This is a genomic window from Micrococcus sp. FDAARGOS_333, assembly GCF_002206575.2.
GTDB classification, from domain to species: Bacteria; Actinomycetota; Actinomycetes; order Actinomycetales; family Micrococcaceae; genus Micrococcus; species Micrococcus lylae.
Genome location: NZ_NJFJ02000001.1, coordinates 1969473 through 1986632 on the forward strand (window position 1 = coordinate 1969473; position 17160 = coordinate 1986632).

The window sequence follows — 17160 nt, forward strand, 5'->3', positions numbered from 1 at the left end:
CCGCGTTCCCGTCACGGGGCGGCGCCCGGCCTCACCGGTCGGCGGGCGAGTCGAGCAGCACTGCACGGTAGCTCCGGTGGAAGAGGACGCCGACGACGGTGCCCAGCGCCACGGCCGCCGCGACCTGTAACGTCCCGCCCGGCAGTCCCGCGATCAGAGCCGGTCCGATGGCCGCCCCGAACGCCAGGGCGAGCGCGGCCGCGGCGGGCACCGTGTCCTGGGACGCCGAACCGCCGGCCGCCCGGAGCTCGCTGAACCGCCGCTGCACGGGGAGCAGGGCCACGACGGCGACGACCATCGCCACCACCATGCCCGCCAGGGCGGGCCAGTCCCCCACCAGCGCGCGGAGGCCGGCGCTCGTCAACGCGACGCCGACGCACACGGAGGCGACCGTCAATCGTCTGAGCACGGAAGGCTCTGTCACGGCTGCGAAGCTCATGTCCCCCACCCTAGGGGCCCCACCGGCCGCCGGGTCCACCGCACCGCGTCCTCAGGCATCGATGCGCTCGGCGTCCAGCTCGTCCGCGTTGGAGACGATGAACTCCTTGCGGGGTGCCACGGAGGAGCCCATGAGCAGGTCGAAGACCTTCTCTGCGGCCTCGAACTCGCTGATGCGCACGCGGCGCAGCATGCGGTGGCGCGGGTCCATGGTGGTCTCCGCCAGCTGGTCCGCGTCCATCTCGCCCAGGCCCTTGTAGCGCTGGATCGGCTCCTTGTAGCTGCGGCCCTCCGACTCGAGGCGGGTCAGCAGCTGCGCCAGCTCCTTCTCGGAGTACGTGTACACGACCTCGCGCTCCTTCTTGCCGCGGGCCACGACCTCCACGCGATGCAGCGGCGGGACGGCGGCGTAGACGCGGCCTGCCTCCACCAGCGGCCGCATGTAGCGGAAGAACAGGGTGAGCAGCAGGGTGCGGATGTGGGCGCCGTCCACGTCCGCATCGGTCATGAGGATGACCTTGCCGTAGCGGGCGGCGTCCAGGTCGAAGGAGCGGCCGGCACCGCCGCCGACCACCTGGATCAGCGCGGAGCATTCGGCGTTGGAGAGCATGTCCCCCACCGAGGCCTTCTGGACGTTGAGGATCTTGCCGCGGATCGGCAGCAGCGCCTGGAAGTCCGAGGAGCGGGCCAGCTTCGCGGTGCCCAGCGCCGAGTCGCCCTCCACGATGAACAGCTCGGAGGAGGTGACGTCGTTGGTGCGGCAGTCGGCCAGCTTCGACGGCATGGAGGAGGACTCGAGCGCGTTCTTGCGGCGCTGGTTCTCCTTGTGGGTGCGGGCCGCGATGCGGGACTTCATCTCCGCCACGACCTTCTCCAGCACCGCGGCGGACTGCTGCCTCTGGGTTCGGGCGCCGGACTTCAGCAGGGCTGCGAGCTCCTTGGAGACCACGTTGCTGACGATGCGGCGCACGGCCGGGGTGCCGAGCACCTCCTTCGTCTGGCCCTCGAACTGCGGCTCGGCCAGGCGCACGGTGAGCACCGCGGTGAGGCCGGCGAGGACGTCGTCCTTCTCCAGCTTGTCAGTGCCGGCCTTGAGCTTGCGGGCGTTCGCGGCGACCTGGTCGCGGAAGGTCTTCAGAAGCGCTGCCTCGAAGCCGGACTGGTGGGTGCCGCCCTTGGGGGTCGCGATGATGTTCACGAAGGAGCGGAACGTGGTCTCGTAGCCCACGTCCCAGCGCAGGGCCACGTCCACCTCGCAGGTGCGATCCACGTCCTTCATCTGGGTGCGGCCGTCCGCGCCCAGCACGGGGACGCGCTCGGAGAACGTGCCGGAGCCCTGCAGGCGCCACACATCAGTGACGGGCGAGGCCGGGGTGAGGTGCTCGGCGAACTCGGCGATGCCGCCGTCGTACTGGAAGACCTCCTCATGCGGGCCCTGTTCCCCCGGCGTGCCCTTGAGCCGGCGCAGGTCCCGCACCGTGATGCGCAGGCCCGGGATCAGGTAGGCGGTCTGGCGGGCGCGGGCCTGCAGCTCCTCCACGGAGAAGCGGGCGTCCGGAGTGAACACCTGTTCGTCCGCCCAGTAGCGGACCCGGGTGCCGGTGACACCACGTTTGGCCCTGCCGACGACCTCGAGCGGGGTGACCTCGGTGCTCTCGGCGAACGGCGCCTCCGGGCTCGGGCAGGAGCCGTCCTGGAAGGTGCCCGGCACTCCGCGGCGGAAGGACATGCGATGCACCTTGCCGCCGCGCGAGACGTGGACGTCCAGGCGGGAGGACAGCGCGTTCACCACCGAGGCGCCCACGCCGTGCAGGCCGCCGGAGGCCGCGTAGGAGCCGCCGCCGAACTTGCCGCCGGCGTGCAGCTTGGTGAAGACGACCTCCACGCCGGACAGGCCGGTGCGGGGCTCGACGTCCACGGGGATGCCGCGGCCGGAATCCTCGACCTCCACCGAACCGTCCGGGTGCAGCGTGATCTCGATCGAGGAGCCGTAGCCGGCCAGGGCTTCGTCCACCGAGTTGTCGATGATCTCCCACAGGCAGTGCATCAGGCCGCGGGAGTCGGTGGAGCCGATGTACATGCCGGGGCGCTTGCGCACGGCCTCGAGCCCCTCCAACACGGAGAGGTGGCGGGCGTTGTACTCGGTTGAGCGGCTCACGGCGGGATCTTGCCTTTCCTGCAGATCGAGGGCGTCTTCCAGGGTACGTCGGCAGCCCGCTACGCGGGCGGCGAAACACCGCGGCCGCGACACCACGGGAGGGAACAGACCTGCCATAGTGGTGGTTCTGATGGATGGAGCGGGCACGCCCGCGGGACCGTCGAGACGGACCCGTCGCCCGTTGCCGGACACCGAAGACCGAAGGAGGACGCCATGTCCACGACCGCTGTGGCCGAACCGGCCTCGCTGAACGCCACCGACCGCTGCGACCGTTGCGGTGCGCAGGCCTACGTGCGCGCCGTCCTCACCGCCGGCGGCGAGCTGCTCTTCTGCGGCCACCACGCCCGGGCCGTCGAGGACGTCCTGCGTCCGCAGACCTCGGTGTGGCAGGACCAGACCCACGAGCTCACCGTGCGTCCCACCCCGGAGGACTGACCTGCCGGACGCAGACGAGGGCCGGGACTCCAGTGCGGGGTCCCGGTCCTCAGTGCGTCCCGGGTCGACGAGGTTCGCCCGCGTCCCCGGTCGACGAGGTTCGCCCTCCTGCCCGCCGTCGCTCATGCTCTGGCGGGCCCGTTGCGCGGGCGAAGGACGAGGTTCACAGGCCCACCGCCCAGCCCACGTCAGCGGGACGGGACCAGGCGTCCGTATTCGACTTCCGCGAGCTGGGGCCGGCGGGGGTCCGCGGAGCGGTGACCGGTCTCCGTGAATCCGAGCCGCTCGTAGGCGCGACGCCCCGCGATGTTGTCCTCCGGCGTCTCGAGCAGCTGGCGGCTCCTCCCTGCCTGCCGCATCACCTCGTCCGCCCCCGCGAACAGCGCCTCGACGACGCCGCGGCCGCGGTGACCGGGGCGCACGTAGACGGACACGATGTTCACCGTCTTCTCGTCCAGGAGCATGTCCTCGGTGTAGCCGACCCAGTCGATGCTCAGCGCGCCCACCGGAACACCGTCCGCCAGTGCCTGGAGGTGGGTGTGCGGTCCGGACACCCGTTCACGCCAGGTGGCCTCCGTGTAGTCGGCGACGTCGTCCAGGGTCGCCCAGAAGTAGTCCGGGGCGTCCGCGAGCATCTCCAGGCGCAGCTCGCGGTAGGACTCCCAGTCCGCCTCGTCCACCAGACGCAGCGAGAGCGGCGCGTCCGGCTGGACGGTCTCGGGCAGGGTGACCTCCGGCCGTCGGCCGGAAACGGGGATGTCCGACATCGGGCGTCCTCTCGAAGACGGGCTCGCCGGTCGCGGCGGGCAACGGTCGGGGCCTGCGACGACGCGGCGTGGGTGCCTGCGACGACGCCCCGCTCGGCGGGGCCGGCAGGGGCGTCGTGGAGCCGCGGGGTCAGTCCAGGTAGTCGCGGAGGACCTGGGAACGCGAGGGGTGGCGCAGCTTCGACATGGTCTTCGACTCGATCTGCCGGATGCGCTCCCGCGTCACGCCGTAGACCTTTCCTATCTCGTCCAGGGTCTTCGGCTGGCCGTCGGTGAGGCCGAAGCGCATGGCGACGACGCCGGCCTCGCGCTCGGAGAGCGTGTCCAGCACGGAGTGCAGCTGCTCCTGGAGCAGGGTGAAGGACACGGCATCCGACGGGACGACCGCCTCGGAGTCCTCGATGAGGTCGCCGAACTCGGAGTCGCCGTCCTCACCGAGCGGAGTGTGCAGGGAGATCGGCTCGCGGCCGTACTTCTGGACCTCGACGACCTTCTCCGGGGTCATGTCGAGCTCCTTGGCCAGCTCCTCCGGGGTGGGCTCGCGGCCCAGGTCCTGGAGCATCTGGCGCTGCACACGGGCGAGCTTGTTGATGACCTCCACCATGTGCACCGGGATGCGGATGGTGCGCGCCTGGTCCGCCATCGCGCGGGTGATGGCCTGACGGATCCACCAGGTCGCGTAGGTCGAAAACTTGAAGCCCTTGGTGTAGTCGAACTTCTCGACGGCACGGATCAGACCGAGGTTGCCCTCCTGGATGAGGTCCAGGAAGAGCATGCCGCGGCCGGTGTAGCGCTTGGCCAGGGAGACCACGAGACGAAGGTTCGCCTCGAGCAGGTGGTTCTTCGCCCGGCGGCCGTCCGCGATGATCAGCTGCATGTCGCGACGCTCGCGGTAGTCCTCGACCGGGTTCTCCTTCATCTTGTGCTCGGCGTAGAGGCCGGCCTCGATGCGCATCGCGAGGTCCACCTCCTGCTCCGCGTTGAGGAGGGCGACCTTGCCGATCTGCTTCAGGTAGTCCTTCACCGGGTCAGCGGTCGCACCGGCGACGACGACCTGCTGGACCGGCGCGTCGTCCTCCGAGTTGTCCACCACGAAGCCGCCGGAGGAACCGGCGTCCTCACCCTTCTTGTCGCCCTTGACGCCGGCCTGCTCCTTGGCCGCCGACTCGTCGGACTGGGGCTCTTCGACCTCGGTCTCCTCGACGGCGTCGGGCGCAGTCGGCTGGAGGTCCTCGAGCTCCACGGCGGCCTTGGCCGAGGCCTTCTTCGTTGCAGGCCTGCGGGCTGCGGTCTTCGCGGCCGGAGCCTTCTCGGCCGCCGTACCGGTGGTCTTCTTCGCGGCGGCGGTGGTCTTCTTCGCCGTCGAGGACTTCGCGGTCGAGGCAGACCCGGTGCCCGTGGTCTTCTTCGCCGCGGGGGTCTTGGCGGTGGAGGCCTTCTTGGTCGCGGTCGACGTCGTCTTCTTCGCGGCGGCGGTGGTCTTCTTCGCCGTCGAGGACTTCGCGGTCGAGGCAGAGCCGGTGCCCGTGGCCTTCTTCGCCGCAGGCTTCTTCGCAGCGGTCGTCGTCGAGCCCGTCGTGCCGGACTTCTTGGCCGCGGTGGTCTTGCGAGCGGTGGTCTTCTTCGCGGCGGGGGTCGAGGTGGTCTCCGGACCGTCCTGCTTGCCGCTGGTGGTCGACGTCGGGGTCACACGTGGCCTTTCGGTTGGTCCGCGGCCGTTCCGCGGGTGTCTGCAGTGGCGCGCACCGTCGCCTCTCCGGCCCGCTGGAGGACCGCAGGGAGCCGACATGCGCGTGACCCTGTCAAGTCCAGGCCTGACGGCCACACCGCGCCGCGGCGTGTCCGGCGACCGCATCGGACTCCAGGGTCTTCGGTGCGCACAACACGGCCTGCTGACGGTCTATTCCCGCTCGGGACGGAAATGCTCCGCGGCCTGCCGTGAGGCCCGATTATGCCACGCAGACCCGCGCTCGGCCGGGCCCTCACCCGGCGGGTCGCCAGGCGGTCCGCGGGTTCGACGCCCAACCGGCGATGCGCCCGCCCTCGACCAGACGGAGGAGCAGGGAGGTCAGGCGGTGGCCTGGCCGCAGGCGCCATGCCTCCTCGAGGTGCGCGCAGGCCCGTGACCCCTGCCCTCGGGCCCAGGCGATCCATCCGACCACGGCGAGCGCATTGGCCGCCTGCTCGACGGGCAGGTCCGGGACGGCGGCCCGCAGCTCGTCGTGGAGACGGTCGAGCAGGTCCCAGCGCGGCGCCTCGTCCGAGTCGGCGAAGAAGAGGTCGACGGGACAGGCGTCGGGCCCCGCGTCGTGGTCATGCCCGACGGCGGCCATCCCCAGCAGGCGGTCCCGCCACAGGGGCAGCGCCAGCGGGGCCGCAGCCTGCCTGCGGTTCAGCACGCCGATGCGCGACCGCCCGGCCAGGATCCGCGCCCAGAGTCCGAGCCAGGCGGTGATCGAGGCCTCGTCGTCGTCCGCCGGCAGGGGCCAGGGGGCGTGCTGTGCCGCCGGGGTGGGCACATCTGCGCGTCCGGGCCCGGAGTTCCAGATCGACCCCTCCGCCGCCATCAGGGACAGGGAGACGGCGCTCAGCTCGGGGGAACCGATCGGGCGCGGCTCGTCGTCCTGGCCGACGTCGATGTCCTCACCCTCTCCGGTCCAGGCGACGGCGGCCCCGTCCTCCACGCACCATGCGGCCACGACGGGGACTCCGGCCCGCTGGAGGACTGCTCGCAGGACCGGCGCCAGCGGCCGGTGCACGGACTCGTCCAGGCCGGGCTCATGGACGACGAGCAGGCAGCCGTCGGCGTCGCGGTCCGAGCGGACGGCGCGGGCGACGGCCTCGGCCCAGCGTCGCCGCGGCCCCTCTGCCGACGGGGCGGGGACGGGGACGTCGACCCGCGCCACGGCGCGCATGGTCTTCCCCCGGAGGGTGATGAAGCAGAGGCTGGAGCGGGGCAGTCGGCCCAGGACGTGCCCGATGTAGCCGAGCAGGTCGTCGACGTCGCGGGCCGAGGCGTGCGGGACGGTGGCGGTGTGCTGTGTGGTGTCCATGCCGTCACGCTGGACCGCCGTGCCGTTTCAGGCCAGCGCGGCCCCTTGCGTCACGGCGTGTCTGTGGACGGGCCCGGGCCCTCGTCGTCCTGTGCAGGAGAGGAGGGGCGCGCGGACGGGCCACCCTCCCGTCCGAGCAGGTACGCCTCCACGGCCGAGGCGAGTTCGTCGCCGTCGGGGAGTCCCTCGGAGGTCTCGAGCAGGGACCGCCCCTGCTCCGCGACGTTCTGGTCGAAGGTGCGTTCAAGACCGGACACCATGGCCTGGATCTCCTCGGAGCCTGCGGTCTGCCGTTCGAGCTCGGCCTCGACGTCCCGTGCCTTGTCCCGCAGCTCGTCGGTGGGGAGCATCAGCCCCATGGCGGCGCCGGCGTACTCGAAGGCCGCGACCGCCGCCTGGGGGAACTTCGCCTCGGCGATGTAGTGCGGCACGTGCAGCGAGTAGCCGGCCGTCGGGATGCCCTTCTCCTCGGCGGCCGTCTCCAGCAGCTGGAGCATCCCGGCCATCATCTCGGCCTCGGCGGACCAGGTGCTCAAGCCCGCCAGGACGTCGGTGCGCGTGCCATGGGCGGTCACGCCGACCCGGCGCGTGTGCGGCACGGGCATCGGCACGGAGTCGACGAGGACGAACGAGTTGACCCTCCAGCGGTCGGCCAGCTCCAGGACCTCTGCGGCGAAGCCGTGCCATCGGAAATCCGGCTCCGGCCCGGAGAGCATGAGGAACGGATGGCCCAGCAGGTCCTTCACGAGATCCACGCCGATGCGCGGCACCTGCAGGTCCAGATAGCGGTCCCGCTCGAAGCGCACGTGCGGACGGCGGGCGCGGTAGTCGTAGACGGCGTCCAGGTCGACGTCCGCCACCGGGGTGGTCTCCAGCCGGTCGCGGACGGCCTCGCGCAGCTGGCGGGCCACGCGTCCGGCGTCCATGTGCCCGGAGAGGGCGACCAGAAGGTCGAGCCCCTCGGGCACCTCCACGCCGGGGTGCAGGGTCATGAGCGTCTCGGGAGTCTGCATGGCCGCGGCCTCACCTAGTCCTTCCTGGTCCGGTTGCCTCGATCTCGGCGCAGACGGCTCGCCGTCGGCCCCGCCTCGATCAACAACGATGCCGCATGCTGGTCCATTCCCCGCACGATGCGGGTCGTCCGCCGATGCCGCGCCGCTCCGATCGCCCGCCGCGAACGGCTCGCAACAGGCGACGATAGGATCGGGCGTGACGCGCATCATGCCGCGGGACCCGCCCGTGCCCGGCACAGCGCGCTCGCGACCAGAACCATCGACATGGAAACGAGGACCGACGACGTGATCACCACCGATCGTCCGACCCTGACCACCTGCACGCTCGAGGGCACCGACGCCGCTGCCCTCGTGATCGGCGTGGGCACCGGCGCCGACGGCGCCGAGCTGCTGGCCAACCCCCTGCCGGCCGACGCGGCGGAGAGACTCCAGTCCCTGCTGGAGCCGCTGGGCGTCTCGGGCAAGGCGGACGAGGTCGTCCGCGTGCCGGGCGTGGAGGGCTGCCCCGTCGAGCTGGTCGTGCTCACCGGCGTCGGCTCGGTGGAGGACGCCGAGCCGACCGAGGAGGCCCTGCGCCGCGCCGCCGGCGCCGCGGTCCGCGCCCTCGCCGGCACCGAGAAGGTCGCCGTGGGCCTGCCGGCCGACACGGCCGAGCGTCTCGCCGCCGTCGCCGAGGGCGCCGGCATGGGCTCCTACGCCTTCACCGCCCACAAGTCCACCAAGGACGCCGAGGCCGCCCGCCGCTCCGCCCCGGTCTCCGCCCTGTCCTTCGTGACCGAGGCCGCCGACGCCGAGGCCGTCCTCGAGCGCGCCGGGCACATCGCCGACGCCGTGTGCGCCACCCGCGACCTCATCAACACCCCGCCGTCGCACCTCTACCCGGAGACCTTCGCGAAGACCGTGGAGGAGGACCTCGCCGGCTCGGGCGTCTCCGTCAAGGTCTGGGACGACAAGCAGCTGCTCGCCGAGGGCTTCGGCGGCATCATGGGCGTCGGCCAGGGATCCTCACGCCTGCCGCGCCTCGTGCGCATCGAGCACGCCCCTGCTGACGCCGCGGCCCACATCGCCATCGTGGGCAAGGGCATCACCTTCGACACCGGGGGCATCTCCCTGAAGCCGGCGACGTCCATGACCACCATGAAGTCGGACATGGGCGGCGCGGCCTCCGTGTTCGTCGTCGTGCGCGCCGCCGCCCGCCTCGGCCTGAAGGTCAAGGTCACCGGCTGGCTCGCCCTCGCCGAGAACATGCCCTCGGACACCGCGATCCGCCCGTCCGACGTCCTGACCATGTACGGCGGCAAGACCGTCGAGGTCATGAACACCGACGCCGAGGGCCGCCTGGTCATGGCCGACGCCATCGTCGCCGCCACCGAGGAGACCCCGGACGTCGTCATGGACATCGCCACCCTCACCGGCGCCCAGATGATCGCCTTGGGCACCCGCACCACCGGCATCATGGGCGACGACGAGATCCGGGACGAGCTCGTGGCCGCCGCGGACCGCGTCGGCGAGACCGCCTGGGGCATGCCGATCCCGGAGAACCTGCGCGCCTCGCTCGACTCCCGCGTGGCCGACATCTCCAACGTGGGCGACCGCTTCGGCGGCATGATGTCCGCCGCCGCGTTCCTGCGCGACTTCGTGGACGCCTCCCGCGCCGAGGCCGAGCGCGCCGAGTCCCCGACCCCGTGGGCCCATCTCGACATCGCCGGCCCCTCCTTCAACGAGTCCGCCCCGTACGGCTACACCCCGAAGGACGCCACCGGGACGATGGTGCGCACGCTGATTGGTTTCATCGCGGGCCGCGCCGGGTAAGGTAGGCACAACCGACCGCTCCGGGCCTGCGGCGGCACCGACACCACGGGTGCCGCCGCGGGTCCGGGCGGCACCGGCATCAGCATCAAGCGATCGATCCAGCACCCAAGGAGCTTCATCGTGGCCGACAAGGCAACCGCTCAGGAATTCGACGTCCTCGTCCTCGGCGGTGGTTCCGCCGGCTACGCAGCCGCGCTGCGTTCCGTCCAGTACGGCAAGACCGTGGGCCTCATCGAGAAGACCAAGCTCGGCGGCACCTGCCTCCACTGGGGCTGCATCCCCACCAAGGCCTACCTGCACGCCGCGGAGGTCGCCGATGAGACCCGCCACGCCGAGAAGTTCGGCGTCAAGGCCACCCTCGAGTCGGTCGACATGTCCGCCGTCCGCGACTACAAGGACGGCATCGTCGCCGGCAAGCACAAGGGCCTGTCCGGCCTGATGAAGATGCGCAAGGTCCAGGTCATCGAGGGCGAGGGCAAGCTCGTCTCCGAGAACGAGATCGAGGTCGACGGCACCCGCTACAAGGGCGCGAACATCGTCCTGGCCTCCGGCTCCGTCTCCAAGACCATGGGCCTGCCGATCTCCAAGAAGATCATGACCTCCACCGAGGCCCTGGAGCTCGACTACACCCCGAAGTCCGCCATCGTCCTGGGCGGCGGCGTCATCGGCTCCGAGTTCGCCTCCCTGTGGAACTCCTTCGGCGTCGAGGTCACCGTCATCGAGGGCCTCGAGCACCTCGTCCCGAACGAGGACCCGGCCATCATCAAGGTCCTCGAGCGCGAGTTCAAGAAGAAGGGCATCAAGACCAACCTCGGCACCTTCTTCGACAAGGTCGAGGAGACCGAGGACGGCGTCAAGGTGACCCTCGCCGACGGCAAGGAGTTCACCGCCGAGGTCTGCCTCGTCGCCGTGGGCCGCGGTCCGAACACCGAGGGCATGGGCTACGAGGATCAGGGCATCAAGATGGACCGCGGGTTCGTCCTGACCGACGAGCGCCTCCACACCGGCGTCGGCAACATCTACGCCGTCGGCGACATCGTCCCCGGTCTGCAGCTGGCGCACCGCGGCTTCCAGCAGGGCATCTTCGTGGCCGAGGAGATCGCCGGCAACAAGCCGATGGTCGTCGAGGACGTCAACATCCCGAAGGTCACCTTCACCGAGCCGGAGATCATGTCCGTCGGGCTCACCCAGCCGAAGGCCGAGGAGAAGTTCGGCAAGGACAACGTCGAGATCGCCGAGTACAACCTGGCCGGCAACGGCAAGTCCTCGATCCTCGGCACCGGCGGCATCATCAAGATGGTCCGCCAGAAGAACGGCCCGATCGTCGGCGTGCACGGCATCGGCAAGCGCATCTCCGAGCAGATCGGCGAGGCGCAGCTCATCGTGAACTGGGAGGCCTACCCGGAGGACGTGGCGGCCTTCGTCCACGCCCACCCGACCCAGAACGAGTCGCTGGGCGAGGCCGCCATGGCCCTGTTCGGCCACCCGCTGCACGGCTGACCCCATCCACCCAGACATCCCGACCCGCGTCCCCGCGGGCCGGACAGACCACCCGACGACTGCGACGACGGTCGTCCGTCCGTGAGGAGAATCGGCCACATGTCCGAAACCGTGAACCTTCCCGCACTCGGCGAATCCGTGACCGAGGGCACCGTGTCCCGCTGGCTCAAGGAGGTCGGTGACGAGGTCGCCGTCGACGAGCCGCTCGTGGAGGTGTCCACCGACAAGGTCGACACCGAGATCCCGTCCCCGGTCGCCGGCGTCCTCGAGGAGATCCTCGTCGAGGAGGACGACACCGTGGAGGTCGGCGCCCCGCTCGCCACCATCGGCGACGGCGAGGGCGGCGGCTCGTCCGACGACTCCGACGACGACGCCGAGGCCGAGGAGGACGCCTCCGAGGCCGCGGCCGCCGACGAGTCGGACGACTCCGACGACTCCGAGGAGAAGGAGGAGGTCAAGGCCGACAAGGGCTCCTCCTCCGGCGAGACCACCGAGGTCACCCTCCCGGCCCTGGGCGAGTCCGTCACCGAGGGCACCATCAGCCGCTGGCTCAAGGAGGTCGGTGACGAGGTCGAGGTCGACGAGCCGCTGCTCGAGGTCTCCACCGACAAGGTCGACACCGAGATCCCGTCCCCGGTCGCCGGCACCCTGGTCGAGATCAAGGCCGAGGAGGACGAGACCGTCGAGGTCGGCGCCGTCCTGGCCCTGGTCGGCGACGGCTCCGGCTCCTCCGACTCCGACGGCGGCTCCGCCGACGACGCGGACACCGAGGACGAGTCCGACGCCTCGGCCGAACAGATCGAGGAGAAGGCCACCCAGGCCGAAGCTCCCGAGAAGACCGAGGAGGCGGTCGAGGAAGCCGCGGACGAGGACGCCGACCAGGACAAGGGCGGCGCCAAGCCCGAGGAGACCTCGGCGTCCGAGGAGGACGCCAAGCGCGACGACCGCGAGCGTCAGGACGCCGACACCCCGACGGCCTCCGAGCCGGGCCAGGGCTACGTCACTCCGCTGGTGCGTCGCCTGGCCAAGCAGCACAACGTGGACCTGTCCACCGTGCGCGGCACCGGTGTGGGCGGTCGCATCCGCAAGCAGGACGTGCTCGCCGCCTCCCTGGCCGCGGGCGAGGCTGCCTCCGGCACCGAGAAGACGGCCGCCGAGGCCCCGGCCGCCGCCTCTGCTCCGGCCGCCGCCGTGGAGTCCTCCGTGGACCCCTCGGTCCGCGGCAACACGGAGAAGGCCCCGCGCATCCGCCAGGTCATCGCCCAGCGCATGCGCGAGTCCCTGGACCTGTCCACGCAGCTCACCCAGGTGCACGAGGTCGATCTGACCCGCATCGTGAACCTGCGTGCCCAGGCCAAGGCCTCCTTCCAGGAGCGCAACGGCGTGAAGCTGACCTACCTGCCGTTCATCGCCCAGGCCGTGGCCGAGGCGCTGAAGCAGCACCCGAAGCTGAACGCGTCGTTCTCCGAGGACAACAAGGAGATCACGTACCACTCGTCCGAGGACCTGGCGGTCGCCGTCGACACCGAGAAGGGCCTGCTCGTCCCGGTGATCAAGGACGCCGGCTCGCTGAACCTCTCGGGCATCGCGCAGAAGATCGCCGACGTGGCGGACCGTGCCCGCACCAACAAGATCGGTGCGGACGAGCTGTCCGGCGGCACCTTCTCGATCACCAACATCGGCTCGGTCGGCGCCCTGTTCGACACGCCGATCATCAACCAGCCGCAGGTCGCCATCCTCGGCACCGGTGCGATCGTGAAGCGTCCGATGGTCGTGACCGATGCCGACGGCAACGACTCGATCGCCATCCGCCACATGATGTACCTGTCCCTGACCTACGACCACCGCCTGGTGGACGGCGCGGACGCCGGCCGCTTCCTGATGACGCTGCGCCAGCGTCTCGAGGCGGGCGAGTTCGCCCACGAGCTGGGTCTCTGACGAAAGGAATCCCCCGCACACCATGGACTTCACCGACGTCCTGCGCCTGATCTTCCTCGCCGTCCACTTCATCTCGGTGGCCGCAGTGCTGGGAGGCTGGTTCGCCAACTTCAAGCGGCCGACCGTGACCGCATCCCAGTGGTGGGGCGCGATCGGCATGCTGGTCTCCGGGCTCGCCCTCGCCTCGATCGTCTCGATCGTGGGCGACCCGAACCACATGAAGCTCGGCATCAAGGCCGCGATCGGCATCGTCGTCTTCGTGATGGCGCTGATCGGCCGCCGCAAGATCAACTCCGGCGAGTCGGTCGGCAAGGGCGTCGCCCACGCCGTCGGCGGCATGGCGCTGATCAACATCCTGGTGGCGGTCTTCATCTGACCGCCTGCGGCACCCGCCGCACCCGAGGGGCCGGCCCGGTGAGCATCGCTCGCCGGGCCGGCCCCTGCTCCGTGTCCGTGGTTCCGGCGGCCCACGCCCTCCCCGGCGGCCCGCCCCCTCCGGCTGCGCCGTCGTCACGACGACGTCCGCTCACCTCGGGCGCACCTCGCTCACCTTCCAGCCGTCCTCTGTCCGCTCCATCACGAGGGTCGCGGCGTCGCGTCGCGCAACCTCCGCGGTGAGCACCTCGCCGTTGCCGTCCACGAGCCGGTGCGCCGAGGTCTCCAGCACCACGGGGACGGCTGCCACGGTCGGCCGCTGCCCCGATCCAGCGTCAGCCTCACCGTCCGGTGTCACGGACAGCTCCAGGCCGTCGAACCGCGTGTCTTCTGCCCGGAGGCGTTCGATCACCGTGCGGTCCGCCATGTCCGCGTCCGAGTCGGGGACCGCGTAGGCCGCCACGGCGGCGGCGTCGGCGTAGGCGAGGGCCCTCGCACGCTCTGTGGCCACGCGTTCGAGCACGTGCGCGTCGGGAAGCGCGGGGTCCGCCTCCGGCCTGCGACCGTCGGTTCCGGCCGTCTGCGAGGCCGCAGTGTCCGGCCCCGCTCCGGACGGCGGGGCGTCGCCCTGTCCTCCGGACGGCGGGGCGTCACCCTGTCCTCCGGACGGTCTTTGGCGCGGATCAGCCGTTGCTGTCGAATCCGTGGCTGCTGCGGCCTGCCTCGGCCGTGTCGGCTCTGTCCCGCCCTGCTCCCGCAAGTCGTGCGTGTCAGCCGGCGCGAAGAGCATCAGCGCCGTCGTCATGGCCGCAGCGACCGCCGCGAGTCCTCCGGCCACCTGCAACACCCGGACCCGGCTTCGGCTGGGTCGAGCGCGCCCCGAGCGTCCCGGTGCCGTGGGCGCCGGCCGCACCGTCGGCAGGACGAGCGCCACCTCCGGGGAAGCCGATGCGTGCAGGAGGACGGGCTCGCACTCACCCGTGGCGTACAGCGCATGGGCGAACTCCTCCGCGCTCGGCCTGCGTTCGGGCACGGGGTCGAGGCAAGCGTCCAGCAGGTCGGCGAGCTCTGCCCCGGCGTCCGGGACCAGCACCGGCAGCGGCGCCCGGTCTTCGAGCCCGGCCGGCGCCCGCCCGGTGAGGCAGAACCAGGCGACGGCGCCGAGGGCGAACACATCCGCCGCGGCGTCTGGGACCCCGTCCCCGTGCGCCCCATCCACTGTCTCCGGCGCGGCGAACCCGGGGGTGCCACCTGCACGGTCCTGCCCGCCCAGCAGCCGCGAGGCACCCAGGTCGGACAGGGCAGGCCGGCCGTCGACGTCGAACAGGATGTTGGCCGGGGAGACGTCCCCGTGCACGATGCCCTCCTCATGCAGGGACTGCAGGGCTTGGGCGATTGGCACCACGGCCGTCCGCATCCGGGCCACCGGCAACGGACCGCCGGCACGCACGAGCGCGGCCAGGCTCCCACCTGCCAGCAGCTCAGTGAGCAGACCGGTGCCGCGGTCGGTCTCGACCTCACCGAGCGGTGCCACGAGGTGGCGGTGGCGGTGGTGCCGGAGCGCGGCCGCCTCCTGGGCCAGGCCCTCCGCCCCGCCGGGCAGCGGCACCTTGAGCGCCGCCTGCTCCCCGCCCGGCCCGCGGACCTCCCAGACCTCCGCGTCGGCGCCGGCGCCCAGCCGGCGCCCCACGGTCCACCCGGGCACCCGGGGCCTGTCCTGCGGCTCCGTCTCCTGCGGCGCGTGCTCCCGCCCACGCTCGCCGCCTCCCTCTGCCCCGGGGCCTCCCCGGGCCGTGTCCCCGCTGTCCTGCGAAGCCTGCATCTTTGAGCTCCCTCGCGTCCGGCTCGGCGTGACCGGTGCGGTCCCGCCACGGCCATTCTGGACGCACCACGCCGTGCCCCTCTGAAGTTATCCACACCCTGCCTGAACCGATAGAGTGGCGGGCATGTCTGAGCTCTCTGTGCCCCCGGTGCGCGTCCTCGGCTTCGATCCCGACTTCGTCGACTACCGCGAGGCGTGGGACCTGCAGCGATCGCTGCACGCTCAGGTCGTCTCCGGCGCGTCCGAGGGACAGATCCTCCTGCTCGAGCACTCCCCCGTCTACACGGCCGGCCGCCGCACCGAGGACGCCGAGCGCCCCAGGGACGGCGCCGAGGTGATCGACGTGGACCGCGGCGGGAAGATCACCTGGCACGGACCGGGCCAGCTCGTGGGCTACCCGATCGTCCGGCTGCGGGACCGCGCCCACGTGAAGGACTTCGTCTGGTTCATCGAGGAGCTGCTGATCCGCACCGCGGCCGAGTACGGGGTCACCGCCGTCCGCGTGGACGGCCGTGCCGGCATCTGGTGCCTGGCGGACCGGGCCCCGGACGGCTCGCAGCGCCCCGACCGCAAGCTCGGCGCCATCGGCCTGTCCATCCACGAGGGCGTCTCGATGCACGGATGGGCCCTGAACTGTTCCAACTCGCTGGAGCCGTTCTCCACGATCATCGCGTGCGGCATCGCCGACGCCTCCACCACCACCCTCTCCGCGGAGATCGGACGCACGGTCACCCCGGCCGACGTCCGTCCTGTGCTCGAACGCCACCTCGCCGAGCTCGCCCCGCAGTACATCTCCACCGCCGACCCGGAAGGACACCCCGCATGAGCCCCGCACCCGAAGGCCGCCGCCTGCTCCGCGTCGAGGCGCGCAACGCCGAGGTCCCGGTCGAGCGCAAGCCGGAGTGGATCAAGGCCAAAGTCCACATGGGCCCGGAGTACATCGGTCTGAAGAACAAGGTGAAGCGCTCGGGCCTGCACACCGTCTGCGAGGAGGCGGGCTGCCCCAACATCTACGAGTGCTGGGAGGATCGCGAGGCCACCTTCCTCATCGGCGGCGACATCTGCACGCGCCGCTGCGACTTCTGCGACATCGCCACCGGCAAGCCGCGTCCGCTGGACATGGAGGAGCCGCAGAAGGTCGCCGAGAACATCCGCGAGATGGGCCTGCGCTACGCCACCGTCACCGGCGTGGCCCGAGACGACCAGAAGGACGGCGCGGCCTGGCTGTACGCGGAGACCATCCGCAAGGTCCACGAGCTGAACCCGAACACCGGCCTGGAGATCCTGCCGCCGGACTTCGGGGCCGTGCCGGAACTCGTCCAGCAGGTGTTCGACGCCCGCCCGGAGGTGTTCGCCCACAACCTGGAGACCGTGCCGCGCATCTTCCGCAAGATCCGCCCGGCCTTCACCTACGAGAAGTCCCTCAAGGTCCTGTCCATGGCCAAGGAGGACGAGCTCGTCACCAAGTCGAACCTCATCCTCGGCATGGGCGAGGAGGACCACGAGATCGACCAGGCCCTCGTGGACCTGCACGAGGCCGGCTGCGACATCATCACCATCACCCAGTACGTGCGTCCGTCGAAGCTGCACCACCCGATCGACCGCTGGGTGAAGCCGCAGGAGTTCGTGGACTGGTCCAAGCGCGCCGAGGAGATCGGCTTCGCCGGCGTCATGGCCGGGCCGCTGGTGCGCTCCTCCTACCGTGCCGGCAAGCTCTACGCCTCGGCGCTGGAGAAGCTCGGCCGGCCCCTCCCGGAGCACCTTTCCCAGCTGGCCGGCGAGTCCACGGCGCGCCAGGAGGCCGCCGCCGTCGTCGCCCGGATGGGCTGATCGGCGCAGGTAGACTGGA

General features: G+C 71.2%; 14 protein-coding genes. 7 read left to right on the forward strand and 7 right to left on the reverse strand.

The window, feature by feature from the left end:
• Window positions 1-31: 31 nt before the first annotated feature.
• Both CEQ11_RS08710 and CEQ11_RS08715 read right to left on the reverse strand, forming a co-directional pair.
• Window positions 32-439: a hypothetical protein gene (locus tag CEQ11_RS08710; RefSeq protein ID WP_143745234.1), complete on the reverse strand. Its 408-nt coding sequence runs from the start codon at window positions 437-439 to the stop codon at window positions 32-34.
• 51 nt (window positions 440-490) lie between these two features.
• Window positions 491-2596, reverse strand: a complete 2106-nt coding sequence (locus tag CEQ11_RS08715; RefSeq protein WP_088478352.1) for a type IIA DNA topoisomerase subunit B — start codon at window positions 2594-2596, stop codon at window positions 491-493.
• Window positions 2597-2809: 213 nt separating this feature from the next.
• Between CEQ11_RS08715 and CEQ11_RS08720 the strand changes: the two genes are divergently transcribed.
• Window positions 2810-3031: a hypothetical protein gene (locus CEQ11_RS08720; protein ID WP_067188618.1), complete on the forward strand. Its 222-nt coding sequence runs from the start codon at window positions 2810-2812 to the stop codon at window positions 3029-3031.
• Between the two features lie 188 nt (window positions 3032-3219).
• Here the strand turns inward: CEQ11_RS08720 and CEQ11_RS08725 are convergent, their stop codons facing one another.
• From CEQ11_RS08725 to CEQ11_RS08740, 4 genes are all read right to left on the reverse strand, one after another.
• The gene (locus CEQ11_RS08725; RefSeq protein WP_088478353.1) at window positions 3220-3798 is read right to left on the reverse strand and encodes a GNAT family N-acetyltransferase; all 579 of its coding nucleotides are present in this window, start codon (window positions 3796-3798) and stop codon (window positions 3220-3222) included.
• A 130-nt stretch (window positions 3799-3928) separates the two neighbouring features.
• Window positions 3929-5488 (reverse strand): RNA polymerase sigma factor, encoded by a 1560-nt coding sequence (locus tag CEQ11_RS08730; protein ID WP_227718820.1) that lies wholly within the window; start codon window positions 5486-5488, stop codon window positions 3929-3931.
• Between the two features lie 292 nt (window positions 5489-5780).
• Window positions 5781-6851, reverse strand: coding sequence for a DUF4192 family protein (locus tag CEQ11_RS08735; RefSeq protein WP_088478355.1), 1071 nt, complete (start codon window positions 6849-6851; stop codon window positions 5781-5783).
• Window positions 6852-6901: 50 nt separating this feature from the next.
• The gene (locus CEQ11_RS08740) at window positions 6902-7864 is read right to left on the reverse strand and encodes a PAC2 family protein (RefSeq protein ID WP_087133749.1); all 963 of its coding nucleotides are present in this window, start codon (window positions 7862-7864) and stop codon (window positions 6902-6904) included.
• 264 nt (window positions 7865-8128) lie between these two features.
• Here CEQ11_RS08740 and CEQ11_RS08745 point away from each other — a divergent pair, with 264 nt between their 5' ends.
• The 4 genes from CEQ11_RS08745 (at window position 8129) to CEQ11_RS08760 (ending at window position 13490) form a co-directional block, all read left to right on the forward strand.
• Entirely contained in the window at window positions 8129-9676 is a 1548-nt protein-coding gene (locus CEQ11_RS08745; RefSeq protein WP_193763012.1) for a leucyl aminopeptidase, read from the forward strand.
• A 120-nt stretch (window positions 9677-9796) separates the two neighbouring features.
• Window positions 9797-11176, forward strand: coding sequence for a dihydrolipoyl dehydrogenase (gene lpdA / locus CEQ11_RS08750; protein WP_088478357.1), 1380 nt, complete (start codon window positions 9797-9799; stop codon window positions 11174-11176).
• Window positions 11177-11275: 99 nt separating this feature from the next.
• Window positions 11276-13114, forward strand: coding sequence for a 2-oxoglutarate dehydrogenase, E2 component, dihydrolipoamide succinyltransferase (sucB, locus tag CEQ11_RS08755; RefSeq protein ID WP_088478358.1), 1839 nt, complete (start codon window positions 11276-11278; stop codon window positions 13112-13114).
• Window positions 13115-13136: 22 nt separating this feature from the next.
• The gene (locus tag CEQ11_RS08760) at window positions 13137-13490 is read left to right on the forward strand and encodes a hypothetical protein (RefSeq protein WP_088478359.1); all 354 of its coding nucleotides are present in this window, start codon (window positions 13137-13139) and stop codon (window positions 13488-13490) included.
• Window positions 13491-13640: 150 nt separating this feature from the next.
• Here CEQ11_RS08760 and CEQ11_RS08765 read toward each other — a convergent pair whose 3' ends face one another.
• A complete protein-coding gene (locus CEQ11_RS08765; RefSeq protein ID WP_193763013.1) occupies window positions 13641-15194 on the reverse strand; it encodes a serine/threonine-protein kinase in 1554 nt (517 codons plus the stop codon).
• Between the two features lie 241 nt (window positions 15195-15435).
• Here CEQ11_RS08765 and lipB point away from each other — a divergent pair, with 241 nt between their 5' ends.
• Entirely contained in the window at window positions 15436-16137 is a 702-nt protein-coding gene (gene lipB / locus CEQ11_RS08770) for a lipoyl(octanoyl) transferase LipB (protein ID WP_088478361.1), read from the forward strand.
• Complete coding sequence (gene lipA / locus CEQ11_RS08775) at window positions 16134-17141, forward strand: lipoyl synthase (RefSeq protein ID WP_088478362.1); 1008 nt, start codon at window positions 16134-16136, stop codon at window positions 17139-17141. Before lipB ends, lipA begins: the two co-directional genes overlap by 4 nt.
• Window positions 17142-17160 lie beyond the last annotated feature (19 nt).

Coding starts and splice junctions, on each gene's coding strand:
- CEQ11_RS08745 (WP_193763012.1), top strand. CDS start 8,129: ATGGAAACGAGGACCGACGACGTGATCACCACCGATCGTCCGACCCTG.
- CEQ11_RS08720 (WP_067188618.1), top strand. CDS start 2,810: ATGTCCACGACCGCTGTGGCCGAACCGGCCTCGCTGAACGCCACCGAC.
- CEQ11_RS08725 (WP_088478353.1), bottom strand. CDS start 3,798: ATGTCGGACATCCCCGTTTCCGGCCGACGGCCGGAGGTCACCCTGCCC.
- sucB (WP_088478358.1), top strand. CDS start 11,276: ATGTCCGAAACCGTGAACCTTCCCGCACTCGGCGAATCCGTGACCGAG.
- CEQ11_RS08710 (WP_143745234.1), bottom strand. CDS start 439: ATGAGCTTCGCAGCCGTGACAGAGCCTTCCGTGCTCAGACGATTGACG.
- lipB (WP_088478361.1), top strand. CDS start 15,436: ATGTCTGAGCTCTCTGTGCCCCCGGTGCGCGTCCTCGGCTTCGATCCC.
- CEQ11_RS08760 (WP_088478359.1), top strand. CDS start 13,137: ATGGACTTCACCGACGTCCTGCGCCTGATCTTCCTCGCCGTCCACTTC.
- CEQ11_RS08735 (WP_088478355.1), bottom strand. CDS start 6,851: ATGGACACCACACAGCACACCGCCACCGTCCCGCACGCCTCGGCCCGC.
- lipA (WP_088478362.1), top strand. CDS start 16,134: ATGAGCCCCGCACCCGAAGGCCGCCGCCTGCTCCGCGTCGAGGCGCGC.
- CEQ11_RS08740 (WP_087133749.1), bottom strand. CDS start 7,864: ATGCAGACTCCCGAGACGCTCATGACCCTGCACCCCGGCGTGGAGGTG.